Annotated in this window: 11 protein-coding genes and 2 pseudogenes; 12 read left to right on the top strand and 1 reads right to left on the bottom strand. The window is 64.0% G+C overall.

The window, feature by feature from the left end; translation table 11 throughout:
* The 7 genes and pseudogenes from VG320_RS22075 to VG320_RS22045 all read left to right on the top strand — a co-directional run.
* Window positions 1-812, top strand: a pseudogene (locus VG320_RS22075) (hypothetical protein); the annotation flags it as partial.
* Between the two features lie 170 nt (window positions 813-982).
* Window positions 983-1,561, top strand: coding sequence for a YqgE/AlgH family protein (locus tag VG320_RS22070; RefSeq protein WP_327202195.1), 579 nt, complete (start codon window positions 983-985; stop codon window positions 1,559-1,561).
* Window positions 1,558-1,992, top strand: a complete 435-nt coding sequence (gene ruvX, locus VG320_RS22065) for a Holliday junction resolvase RuvX (RefSeq protein ID WP_327202194.1) — start codon at window positions 1,558-1,560, stop codon at window positions 1,990-1,992. The genes VG320_RS22070 and ruvX overlap by 4 nt, the downstream gene beginning before the upstream one ends.
* A gap of 111 nt (window positions 1,993-2,103) precedes the next feature.
* Entirely contained in the window at window positions 2,104-3,144 is a 1,041-nt protein-coding gene (locus VG320_RS22060) for an aspartate carbamoyltransferase catalytic subunit (RefSeq protein ID WP_327202193.1), read from the top strand.
* A 13-nt stretch (window positions 3,145-3,157) separates the two neighbouring features.
* Window positions 3,158-4,435, top strand: a complete 1,278-nt coding sequence (locus VG320_RS22055; protein ID WP_327202192.1) for a dihydroorotase — start codon at window positions 3,158-3,160, stop codon at window positions 4,433-4,435.
* Between the two features lie 64 nt (window positions 4,436-4,499).
* A complete protein-coding gene (locus VG320_RS22050) occupies window positions 4,500-5,264 on the top strand; it encodes a lysophospholipid acyltransferase family protein (protein WP_327202191.1) in 765 nt (254 codons plus the stop codon).
* 70 nt (window positions 5,265-5,334) lie between these two features.
* Entirely contained in the window at window positions 5,335-6,150 is an 816-nt protein-coding gene (locus VG320_RS22045; RefSeq protein WP_327202190.1) for a 2OG-Fe(II) oxygenase, read from the top strand.
* A 54-nt stretch (window positions 6,151-6,204) separates the two neighbouring features.
* Here the strand turns inward: VG320_RS22045 and VG320_RS22040 are convergent, their stop codons facing one another.
* Window positions 6,205-7,056: a symmetrical bis(5'-nucleosyl)-tetraphosphatase gene (locus VG320_RS22040; protein WP_327202189.1), complete on the bottom strand. Its 852-nt coding sequence runs from the start codon at window positions 7,054-7,056 to the stop codon at window positions 6,205-6,207.
* Window positions 7,057-7,449: 393 nt separating this feature from the next.
* On the opposite strand from VG320_RS22040, the gene rfbB reads away from it, so the two are divergent.
* From rfbB to VG320_RS22015, 5 genes and pseudogenes are all read left to right on the top strand, one after another.
* Entirely contained in the window at window positions 7,450-8,511 is a 1,062-nt protein-coding gene (gene rfbB / locus VG320_RS22035; protein WP_327202188.1) for a dTDP-glucose 4,6-dehydratase, read from the top strand.
* 11 nt (window positions 8,512-8,522) lie between these two features.
* A complete protein-coding gene (gene rfbA, locus VG320_RS22030; protein ID WP_327202187.1) occupies window positions 8,523-9,416 on the top strand; it encodes a glucose-1-phosphate thymidylyltransferase RfbA in 894 nt (297 codons plus the stop codon).
* Entirely contained in the window at window positions 9,401-9,952 is a 552-nt protein-coding gene (gene rfbC, locus VG320_RS22025) for a dTDP-4-dehydrorhamnose 3,5-epimerase (RefSeq protein WP_327202186.1), read from the top strand. Before rfbA ends, rfbC begins: the two co-directional genes overlap by 16 nt.
* Window positions 9,953-9,959: 7 nt before the next feature.
* The gene (rfbD, locus tag VG320_RS22020; RefSeq protein WP_327202185.1) at window positions 9,960-10,853 is read left to right on the top strand and encodes a dTDP-4-dehydrorhamnose reductase; all 894 of its coding nucleotides are present in this window, start codon (window positions 9,960-9,962) and stop codon (window positions 10,851-10,853) included.
* Window positions 10,853-11,110, top strand: a pseudogene (locus VG320_RS22015) (glycosyltransferase family 2 protein); the annotation flags it as partial. The gene rfbD and the pseudogene VG320_RS22015, both read left to right, overlap by 1 nt.

The following is an 11,110-nucleotide window of genomic DNA, read 5'->3' as shown; positions in this document are numbered from 1 at the left end:
TGCTGCGGCGCGGCATTACGTTCTGGGGCGACCAGGATCTGCGTCGTTTCTACGCGCGCTGCAACCTGCTGATGGGCGAGCATGCACGCGGCTTGCGCGCCGCACCGCAGTCTTTCGTGCGGACCGCGCTCGCGCTGTTGTGGCGCGATTACGCGCTGTTCGGCGCCTTGGCGGAAGACACGGCGGATGTCGATCTGCTGCATGACTACGGCCTCACCGTCGACTGGCATGTGGCGGGAACGCAGGATTCCGAGGCGCTCTGGGAAGCCGGCAGCGCCCAGGCCGTTGCATTGGCCACACGGGTGGCGCCGGTGCGCGATCTGGGGGCGCTCGTCGTCAACGGCAACGCCTACGAGGATTTTTTGCAGACCGCCGACGCGGCGATGCTTGCGCTCGGCACCCAGACGCGCGCGCTGTCGCTGCGGGCCGCCGACGCGCCGCCCGATCCTGCTGCGGCGCTCATGGCAGCAGAAGCGGCCTACCGCATCGGCGCGGCAGCTTGGGCGCTGGGCCTGGGGCACATCGGGCTGCTGGCCGATGCGCTCGGCCTGGCCTGGCGTTGCACCGCGCATGCGGCGGTCGCCGCCAGCAAGCGCGAAGGTGCGACCCCGGCATACGGCGCGCAGCCGTCGAGCGCGCCCGACATCGAAGCCATCGACCACGCCAACGAGGCTTTGCGCGCGATGCTGCACAAGGTCGCGGCGGGTGTCGCCCAGCCGGACGCGAGCGCCACGGTACGTGCGCTTGGCGCGGCGATTTCCGGTGCGGCAGGCGTGCCCGGCGCACCGGCGGCGCACCTCGCCGCGCGTTAGCCCAAAAACGCGGCGGCTGGCCCGGCGGGGAGGGGCCGAATCCGCGTTTCAGGCGCGCCGCGTCAGCATGTTAGAGTGACTCATTCCCCGCGCTACGGTGAACCCCAGAGGCAGCCGGAGGGCCAGGCAGGCCACCGCCAATCCGTATCGTCTTTGCTAGAATTCAAACCATGTCTAAAAGTAACGATCGCATCAATCTGACCAATCAGTTCCTGATCGCCATGCCGAACATGGCGGACCCCACGTTTGCAGGAACGGTGGTCTACCTTTGCGATCATTCCGAACGCGGCGCGCTCGGCCTCGTGATCAATCGTCCCACCGATATCGATCTGGAAGCGCTGTTCTCGCGCATCGACCTCAAGCTGGAAATCGAACCGCTGCTGCACGTGCCCGTTTATTTCGGCGGCCCGGTGCAGACCGAACGCGGTTTCGTGCTGCACGCGCCCATCACCGGCACGAACTACACGTCGTCGATGTCGGTGCCCGGCGGCCTTGAGATGACCACCTCGAAGGACGTGCTCGAAGCCGTCGCCAGCGGCACCGGCCCCGAGCAGTTCTTGCTTACGCTCGGTCATGCGGGTTGGGGCGCGGGTCAGCTCGAGGACGAGATCTCGAAGAACGGCTGGCTCACCGTCGAAGCCGACCCCAAGATCGTCTTCGAAGTGCCCGCCGAAGAGCGCTTCGAAGCGGCGCTCGCGCTGCTCGGCATTTCCTCGACGATGCTCTCGGGCGAAGCGGGTCACGCATGAGCGTGGCGGGGCGCAACGCCGCAGAGGCGACCCTGCTGGCCTTCGATTACGGTGAAAAACGCATCGGCGTGGCGCTCGGCAACGTGCTTACGCGCAGCGCCCGCGCGCTCACCGTGATCCAGAACCGCAGCATCGACTCCCGTTTTGAAGCGGTGGCCGCGCTGCTGCGCGAATGGCAGCCCGATCGTCTGGTCGTGGGCCTGCCGAGCCATCCCGACGGTTCGCCGCACGTCATGACGAAGCTGGCGAAACGCTTCGGCAACCAGCTCAATGGCCGCTTTCATCTGCCCGTGGTGTGGGTGGACGAACGCTATTCGTCCGTCGATGCCGAATCGCGCCTGCGCGAGCGCGGCGAACGCGCCGAGCACATCGATGCCGAAGCCGCCTGCGTGATCCTGCAGCAATACCTCGACGAACTTCCCGCCGCCTGAGCGCAGCCCGTGCGATGTGCGCCATCCAGCCGGACCCGTCATGCCGCACATCCATCCCAATTTGACCCCGCTGAAATCGACCCAGCAAGCCATTCGCGCAGGACTCAAGCGATGAACACACAGCCCACGCCCGCAACGGCAGCCACCGACGATGCCGCCGGCAAGCGCTTTCGCTACGGCTTTCTGAAAGGCAATCCGCAGCTCACGAAGAACGGTGAACTCAAGCATCTGCTCTCGATCGAGGGCCTGCCGCGCGCAATCCTCAATCAGGTGCTCGACACCGCCGCGCAGTTCGTGAGCGGCGATAACCACGACGTCAAGAAAGTGCCGCTGCTGCAAGGCAAGTCGGTGTTCAACCTGTTCTTCGAGAACTCGACGCGCACGCGCACGACGTTCGAGATTGCCGCCAAGCGGCTTTCGGCGGACGTGCTGAACCTGAACATCAACGCGTCGTCGACGAGCAAGGGCGAGTCGCTGCTCGATACCATCGGCAACCTTTCGGCGATGCATGCCGATATGTTCGTCGTGCGCCACGCATCGAGCGGCGCGCCGTATCTGATCGCCGAGCATTGCGCGCCGCACGTGCACGTCGTCAACGCTGGCGACGGACGTCACGCGCATCCGACGCAAGGCTTGCTCGACATGTACACGATCCGCCATTACAAGCGCGATTTCACCAATCTGCGCGTGGCGATCGTCGGTGACATTCTGCATTCGCGCGTCGCGCGCTCGGACATTCACGCGCTCACCACGCTGGGCGTGCCGGAAGTGCGCGCGATCGGTCCGCGCACGCTGCTGCCGGGCGGGCTCGAACAGATGGGCGTGCGCGTATTCCACAACCTCGACGAAGGTCTGAAGGATGTGGACGTCATCATCATGCTGCGCCTGCAGAACGAACGCATGAGCGGCGCGCTGCTGCCTTCGGCGCAGGAATATTTCAAGAGCTGGGGCCTCACGCCCGAGCGTCTGGCGCTTGCCGCGCCCGATGCGATCGTGATGCATCCGGGACCGATGAACCGTGGCGTCGAAATCGACTCGCAGGTCGCGGACGGCCCGCAGGCGGTGATCCTCGATCAGGTTAGCTTCGGCATCGCGGTGCGTATGGCGGTGATGGCGATCGTCGCGGGCAAGAAACTGGATGGCAATGAATAAGGCGCGGGGCAGCATGAAGATTCATATTCAAGGCGGCACGCTGATCGACCCGGTTGCGGGCACCGAACAGCAGCAGGACGTTTTCATCGAAGCGGGCAAGATCGCCGCGCTTGGCACGGCACCGACGGGCTTCACGGCGGACAGGACGATCGACGCGCGCGGCCTGACGATCGCGCCGGGTTTCGTCGATCTGAGCGCGCGACTGCGCGAGCCGGGCTACGAGCACAGGGCCACACTCGATTCGGAAATGCACGCGGCGCTCGCGGGCGGCGTGACGACGCTGGTGTGCCCGCCCGACACCGATCCGGTGCTCGACGAAGCGGGCCTCGTTGAAATGCTCAAGTACCGTGCCGGCAAGCTCGAACGCGCGCAGGTGCACCCGCTGGGCGCGCTCACGGTTGGCCTCAAGGGCGCGGTCATCACCGAGATGGTGTCGCTCACCGAGGCGGGTTGCATCGGCTTCACGCAGGCCGATTCGCCGATCGCCGATACCCAGGTGCTGCTGCGCGCGCTCCAGTACGCCAGCACCTACGGCTATCCCGTTTGGCTGCGTGCGCAGGATGCGTATCTGTCGAAGGGCGGTGTGGCCGCGAGCGGCGCGCTGGCTTCGCGCCTGGGGTTGTCGGGCGTGCCGGTGAGCGCGGAGACCATCGCGCTCTTCACGCTGTTCGAACTGATGCGCGTGACGGGCGCGCGCGTGCACGTTCAACATCTGTCGTCGGCGGCGGGCGTGGATCTGGTGCGCGCGGCCAAGGCCGAAGGGCTGCCGCTCACCTGCGACGTCACGGCGAACCATCTGCATCTGACCGATACGGACATCGGTTACTTCGACGCGCAGTTCCGGCTCGATCCGCCGCTGCGCCAGCAGCGCGACCGCGAGGCGCTGCGCGCGGCTGTGATCGACGGTACGATCGACGCGATCTGCTCGCAGCACACGCCCGTGGACGACGACGAAAAGCTGCTGCCGTTCGCCGAGGCGACACCGGGCGCGACCGGCCTCGAACTGCTGCTCTCGCTCACCGTGAAGTGGGCGCAGGAAGCGAATGTGCCGCTGGCGAAGGCGCTTTCGCGTATTACGGCGGCGCCCGCCACGGTGATCGGCAAGGATGTCGGACGCCTGAGCGTGGGCGCGAGCGCCGACCTCTGCGTGTTCGACGCGCACGCGCACTGGCAGGTCGAGCCGCGCGCGCTCAAGAGCCAGGGGCACAATACGCCGTTCCTCGGCTACGAGCTGCCTGCTGTGGTGCGCGCGACGCTGGTGGCAGGGCGCATCGGCTTTGAGCGCCATTGAACGCAAGTTGCGACCGTTATCGATATTGACCCAGCGAATTTGACCCAGCGACATTGACCCGGCCATGAGTCTCTTCTTTCGCAAAACCCGTCTGCTCGGCCATCTGCTGCGCGGCGCCTGGACCGTCGGCGTGCGTTTTCCGCGCGCCACGCCCGAGCAACGCCACGCCCTGAACCGCGCCTGGTCGCTCAAGATGCTAGCCCTGTGCGGCATGAAGCTCGTCGTGCATAACGATTCGGCGCGGCTGGATGCGGGCGCGCTGGTGGTCAGCAACCATATTTCGTGGATCGACATCTACGTGATCAATGCGTGGCGGCCGACGCCGTTCGTTTCCAAGGCCGAGGTCCGTAGCTGGCCGCTGATCGGCTGGTTCGCAGCGAATCTCGATACCGTGTTCATCGAACGCGAGAAGCGCAGCGAGGCGCGCCGCATCATGCATGAGCTGGCGTCGCGTCTGGAACGCGGCGAACTGATGTGCGTGTTCCCCGAAGGCACGACGACCGACGGTCTCGCGCTCAAGCCGTTTCACTCGAATATGTTCCAGGCGCCGGTGTCGGCGGCGCGGCCGGTGCAGCCGATCTGCATCATGTATGAAGATGCGCAGGGCCGGCAGTCGACTGCGCCCGCTTATATCGACGATCTGTCGCTCAAGGATTCGCTCGACGTGATGCTCAAGAGCGGGCCGATTACGGCGCATGTGTATGTGGGCGAGGCGCTGGAGCCGGGCGACGATCGGCGCAAGCTGGCGGCGCGGGCGCAGGAGTCGGTGGAGGCGGCGCTGGAGACGATGCGCGGGCGGTCGTCGGTGGGCGTCCCCCAGAGCGTTTGAGGCGCACGCCGCACGCAGCGTTGTATGCGCGCGCAATCATCAACGGATCATCGAAAGCAGGACAGTCATCATGGATCGAACGGAACTGGGCGCGCTCATCGCGGCGCGGCTTGAAAGCGAGCGCGCACGGCTGCGCGAACAATGGACGCAGACGGCGCCCATCCAGCATTTCCATATCGACGATGTGTTGCCGGAAGAGGTTGCACGGCAGATTCGCGCAGGCTTTCCCGATGCGTCGAAAATGATGCTGCGCAAGAGCCTGCGCGAACTCAAGTACGTGTCGGCGCAGATGGACGCGCATACGCCGCTGCTCGAAGAGATCATCTTCGCGTTCCAGGCGCCGCGCGTGGTCGAACTCGTCAAGGAGATCACGGGGCTGCGCTCGCTGTATCCTGACGAGCACCTGTACGCGGGCGGCATCTCGATGATGGGACCGGGCCACTTCCTCAACCCACACCTGGACAACTCGCACGACAAGGATCGCGAGCACTATCGCGTGCTCAATCTGCTCTACTACGTGTCGCCGGACTGGTCGCTGGAGAAGGGCTGCAATCTGGAAGTGTGGCCGCAGGGCACGAAGGCGGAACCGACCACGATCGTGAGCCGCTTCAATCGCCTGGCCGTGATGGTGACGAACCAGCACTCATGGCATTCGGTGTCGAAGAACGTGAGCGACGAGCAGCGCTGCTGCGTGTCGAATTACTACTTCTCCGATCATCCTGTCGGCGACGACGAGTACTTTCATCCGACCTCGTTTCGCGGTCGCCCCGAGCAACCCGTGCGCGACGTCGTGCTGCAGGCCGACGCCGCCGCGCGCGGTTTCGTGCGCAAGGTCTTCCCGAAGGGCGTGAAGGCCACGACGCACGTGTACAACAAGAAGCGCTAAGCGCGTGTTTCGTCGCTTTTAAGGCCGTATTTAAAGCTGTATTTAAGGCCGTCCTTACGCCGAAACCGCGCGGCAGTTCGGGCAGGGCACCTGGGTGAGGATGCGCTGATAAGGATCGGCGGCGAGGCTCACCGCCGAGAGCCGCTCGCCCCACACGCAGCCCGAATCCAGTCCGATCACGTTCTTGCGCAAGGTGAGACCCAGCGCCGCCCAATGGCCGAACACGACGGTGAGGTCGGCGGTCTTGCGACCCGGCACATCGAACCACGGCATGTAGCCCGGCGGTGCGGAATCGAGCCCGCCGCTGGAGCTGAAATCCATCACACCTTCCTCGTTGCAAAAGCGCATGCGCGTGAGCGCGCTGCATGTCACGCGCAGCCTGTCGATGCCCTTCAGACTCTTCGACCAGCGGTTCGGCTCGTTGCCGTAGAGACCGGCGAGCGTTTCCTTCCAGTTGTCGCGGCGCAGCGCCTGTTGTAGCTCGTGCGCGAGTTCCAGTGTCAGATCGATATCCCATTGCGGCAGCACGCCCGCATGAACCATCAACATGCCGCGCTCAAAGTGCGCAATCGGACGATGGCGGACCCAGTGCAACAGATCTTCGGCATCCGGCGCGGCGAGAATGGCGTCGATGGTGTCGCCCTTTTTCGATTTGCGAATGCCCGCCGAAACAGACAGCAGATGCAGATCGTGATTGCCGAGCACGGCCACGCCGCGATCGCCGAGCGCAATCAACTCGCGCAGCGTCTCGAGCGACGCCGGGCCGCGATTAATGAGATCGCCTGCGAACCAAAGGGGCGTATCGGACGAGGGCGCAGCCTTGGCGAGCAGCTCCCGGAACGGAGTAAGGCAACCCTGTAGGTCGCCGAAAGCGAGGGGCGGCGGGAACGACGCTTGCTTGGTCATTGAATCTGAATCAGTTGCAATCAGTTGCAATACGGTAGCGCAGGATAATGCGGGCAAGTCGGTGACGGTATCACAGGAAAGCGATTACCGCGTGATGCCGGATAACGGTCAGGAACATAAACCTGCGATGTCAGCAAACGTGCGAGGGATGTAAGGCGGCTAAAGGAAACGAGTGATTTTGTCAAGCTGTTTCAAGATGTTAGCAGTGTGGTTTTCGTGCGGTCTGTCCGTATAATTGACACGATAAAAGCAGAGCCAGAAATGTATGCTGCACGGATAAGCGCAGGGGTTTTTTCGCAATAAATCCAGTTTTGCAGCATCCTTTCGTGCGTCTGGCTGCCGGGGACTCTTCCTGGCCAGACATGCCACAATCACACGCGTCAAAGGAATTCCATGATCCTGGTAACGGGCGGTGCCGGCTTTATCGGCGCCAACTTTGTGCTTGACTGGTTTCGTCATTCTGACGAAGCCGTTCTGAACGTAGACAAGCTGACCTACGCGGGCAACCTCGGCACCTTGCAATCGCTGCAGGGCAATCCGAAGCATGTGTTCGCACGCGTGGACATCTGCGATCGTGCCGCGCTCGACGCGCTGTTCGCCGAACACAAGCCGCGCGCCGTGCTGCACTTCGCTGCGGAAAGCCACGTCGACCGCTCGATTCACGGTCCGGCTGATTTTGTTCAGACCAATGTGGTCGGCACGTTCACCTTGCTCGAAGCCACGCGCCAGTACTGGAATACCTTGCCGGAAGCCGAGAAAACCGCTTTCCGCTTCCTGCACGTCTCGACCGACGAAGTATTCGGCTCGCTTTCCGCGACCGATCCGCAGTTCTCGGAAACCACGCCGTACGCGCCCAACAGCCCGTACTCGGCGACCAAGGCCGGTTCCGACCATCTCGTGCGCGCGTATCACCACACGTACGGTCTGCCGGTGCTCACGACCAACTGCTCGAACAACTACGGTCCGTATCAGTTCCCCGAAAAGCTCATTCCGCTGATGATCGCCAATGCGCTGTCGGGCAAGCCGCTGCCGGTTTATGGCGATGGCCAGAACGTGCGCGACTGGCTCTACGTGGGCGACCACTGCAGCGCGATCCGTGAAGTGCTCGCGCGTGGCACGAGCGGCGAGACGTACAACGTCGGCGGCTGGAACGAGAAGAAGAACCTCGAAGTCGTGCACACGCTGTGCGACCTGCTCGACAAGCTGCGCCCGAAGGCCGCAGGTTCGTACCGCGACCAGATCACCTATGTGACGGATCGCCCTGGTCATGACCGCCGCTACGCGATCGACGCGCGCAAGCTCGAGCGCGAGTTGGGCTGGAAGCCGGCCGAGACCTTCGAAACGGGTCTTGCGAAGACGGTGCAGTGGTACCTGGATAACCAGGCGTGGGCCGACGAAGTCGCTTCGGGCGACTATCGCAAGTGGGTCGAAACCAACTACGCGCAGCGCACGTAAGGCAGGACCACATGGCACGCAAAGGCATTATTCTCGCCGGCGGTTCCGGCACGCGGCTCTATCCGATCACCCATGCGGTGTCGAAGCAGCTGCTGCCCGTGTACGACAAGCCGATGATCTATTACCCGCTGTCGACGCTGATGATCGCGGGCATTCGCGATGTGCTCATCATCTCGACGCCGCAGGACACGCCGCGCTTCGAGTCGATGCTCGGCGATGGCAGCCAGTGGGGCATGAACATCCAGTACGCGGTACAGCCGTCCCCGGACGGCCTCGCGCAGGCGTTCATCATCGGCCGCGAGTTCGTCGGCAACGATCCGTCGGCGCTGATTCTGGGCGACAACATCTTCTACGGCCACGATCTGGCAAAGCAGCTCGAACGCGCCACGGCGCAGGAGTCGGGTGCGACGGTGTTCGCCTATCACGTGCAGGATCCCGAACGTTACGGCGTGGTCGAGTTCGACAAGGGCTTCCGCGCGCTGTCGATCGAAGAGAAGCCCGCGCAGCCGCGCTCGAATTACGCGGTCACGGGTCTGTACTTCTACGACAACCGCGTGTGCGATATCGCGGCGGAAATCAAGCCGTCGCCGCGCGGCGAGCTGGAGATTACGGACGTGAACTCGCGCTATCTGACTGATGGCGCGCTCAACGTCGAGATCATGGGCCGCGGTTTCGCATGGCTCGATACCGGCACGCACGATTCGCTGATCGACGCGGCGACCTTTATCGCCACGCTGCAAAAGCGTCAGGGTCTCGTGGTCGCGTGTCCTGAGGAAATCGCGTATCGCCGTCAATGGATTGACGCGGAACAATTGCAGAAGCTTGCCGCGCCGCTCTCGAAGAACGGCTACGGCAAGTATTTGTTGAACATTCTTACGGATCAGGTCGCATGGCCATCACGGTAACGGCAACGGCGCTGCCCGAAGTCAAGATCATCGAGCCGAAGGTGTTCGGCGACGCGCGCGGCTATTTCTACGAAAGCTTCAACGGCCGCGAATTCGCGGAGCTGGTGGAGCCTGGCGTCGAGTTCGTGCAGGACAACCATTCGCGTTCGGCGAAGGGCGTGCTGCGCGGCCTGCACTATCAGATCCAGCATGCGCAGGGCAAGCTCGTGCGCGTGGTGGAAGGCGAAGTGTTCGACGTGGCCGTCGATATCCGCAAGAGCTCGCCGAACTTCGGCAAGTGGGTCGGCGTGCATCTCTCGACGGAAAACCATCGGCAGTTGTGGGTGCCGCCGGGTTTCGCGCACGGTTTCGTCGTGCTGTCTGAATCGGCGCAGTTCCTCTACAAGACGACCGACTACTGGTATCCGGAGCACGAGCGCAGCATCGTGTGGAACGATCCGGCCGTCGGCATCGAATGGCCGATCGACTTCGAGCCGTTGCTGGCCGCCAAGGATGCGGCTGGCAAGAAGCTGGCCGAAGCCGATGTCTTTGCGTGAGGGTGTGATGGATCAGCAAGCCACCATTCTCGTCACGGGCGTCAACGGTCAGGTTGGATACGAGCTTCTGCGCACGTTGCAGGGGCTTGGGCGCGTGGTCGGTCTCGATCGCGCCGCGCTGGACCTGGGTGATCTCGACGCGATTCGCCGCGTGGTGCGCGAAGTGAAGCCGGCCATCATCGTGAATCCGGCGGCTTATACGGCGGTGGACAAGGCGGAAACCGACGCAGCCGCAGCGCGACGCCTCAACGCTGAAGCCCCGGCCGTGCTGGCGGAGGAGGCGAAGCGCCTCGGCGCGGCGCTGATCCACTATTCGACCGATTACGTGTTCGACGGTACGAAGGACGGCGCCTATGTGGAAGACGATGCAACGAATCCGCAGAACGTCTACGGGCTGACCAAGCTCGAAGGCGAGCAGGCGATTGCGGCTAGTGGCTGTGCGCACGTGGTGCTGCGTACGAGCTGGGTCTACGGGCGCCGCGGCAAGAACTTCCTGCTGACGATGCTCAAGCTGGGCGCGGAGCGTCCGGAACTGCGCGTGGTGGCGGACCAGATCGGCGCGCCGACGTGGTCGAATTCGATCGCGACCGTGACGGCGCATATCGTCGCGCAAGGCCTCGCGGCCCAGCGTAACGGCGACGCCAACTGGTGGCGCGAGTGCTCGGGTGTCTATCACTTCAGCGCAACCGGCGAGACCTCGTGGCATGGCTTCGCCGAAGCGATTTTCGATATCGCGATGGGTGACAAGGCGCCGAAGGTCGCGCCGATTCCGGCGAGCGATTACCCGGTGCCCGCGAAGCGGCCTGCGAATTCGCGCATGGCGACCGACAAGCTTGCGCGCACGTTTGGCGTGCAGTTGCCGTCATGGGACGAGGCGCTTCGCCTTTGCCTCGCGGATTGATGGACGCGATGGCGGGTGGCAGTGGCGCAGTCGGTACGGTCGTGGTGTTCTATCGGCCGGACATGGACTGCGTGGCGCGGGCGAACCGTCTAGCGGGCTATGGCCCGTGCGTGGTTGTCGATAACAGCGAGGAACGGTGCGATGCGGCTTCGCTCGGGCTGGATCCTCGCGTCACGTACCTTCCCAACGGTGCGAACCTTGGCATTGCGACCGCGCTCAATCAGGGCGTCGAAGCACTGATCGCGCTGGGCTGCACG

This window comes from Paraburkholderia sp. (genome assembly GCF_035948235.1).
GTDB lineage: Bacteria > Pseudomonadota > Gammaproteobacteria > Burkholderiales > Burkholderiaceae > Paraburkholderia.
This window is presented reverse-complemented; position numbering and strand designations above follow the sequence as displayed.

Bases quoted from the DNA above. Each gene is read 5' to 3' on its own strand.
- VG320_RS22070 (WP_327202195.1), top strand. From the start codon at position 983: ATGTCTAAAAGTAACGATCGCATCAATCTGACCAATCAGTTCCTGATC.
- ruvX (WP_327202194.1), top strand. From the start codon at position 1,558: ATGAGCGTGGCGGGGCGCAACGCCGCAGAGGCGACCCTGCTGGCCTTC.
- VG320_RS22060 (WP_327202193.1), top strand. From the start codon at position 2,104: ATGAACACACAGCCCACGCCCGCAACGGCAGCCACCGACGATGCCGCC.
- VG320_RS22055 (WP_327202192.1), top strand. From the start codon at position 3,158: ATGAAGATTCATATTCAAGGCGGCACGCTGATCGACCCGGTTGCGGGC.
- VG320_RS22050 (WP_327202191.1), top strand. From the start codon at position 4,500: ATGAGTCTCTTCTTTCGCAAAACCCGTCTGCTCGGCCATCTGCTGCGC.
- VG320_RS22045 (WP_327202190.1), top strand. From the start codon at position 5,335: ATGGATCGAACGGAACTGGGCGCGCTCATCGCGGCGCGGCTTGAAAGC.
- VG320_RS22040 (WP_327202189.1), bottom strand. From the start codon at position 7,056: ATGACCAAGCAAGCGTCGTTCCCGCCGCCCCTCGCTTTCGGCGACCTA.
- rfbB (WP_327202188.1), top strand. From the start codon at position 7,450: ATGATCCTGGTAACGGGCGGTGCCGGCTTTATCGGCGCCAACTTTGTG.
- rfbA (WP_327202187.1), top strand. From the start codon at position 8,523: ATGGCACGCAAAGGCATTATTCTCGCCGGCGGTTCCGGCACGCGGCTC.
- rfbC (WP_327202186.1), top strand. From the start codon at position 9,401: ATGGCCATCACGGTAACGGCAACGGCGCTGCCCGAAGTCAAGATCATC.
- rfbD (WP_327202185.1), top strand. From the start codon at position 9,960: ATGGATCAGCAAGCCACCATTCTCGTCACGGGCGTCAACGGTCAGGTT.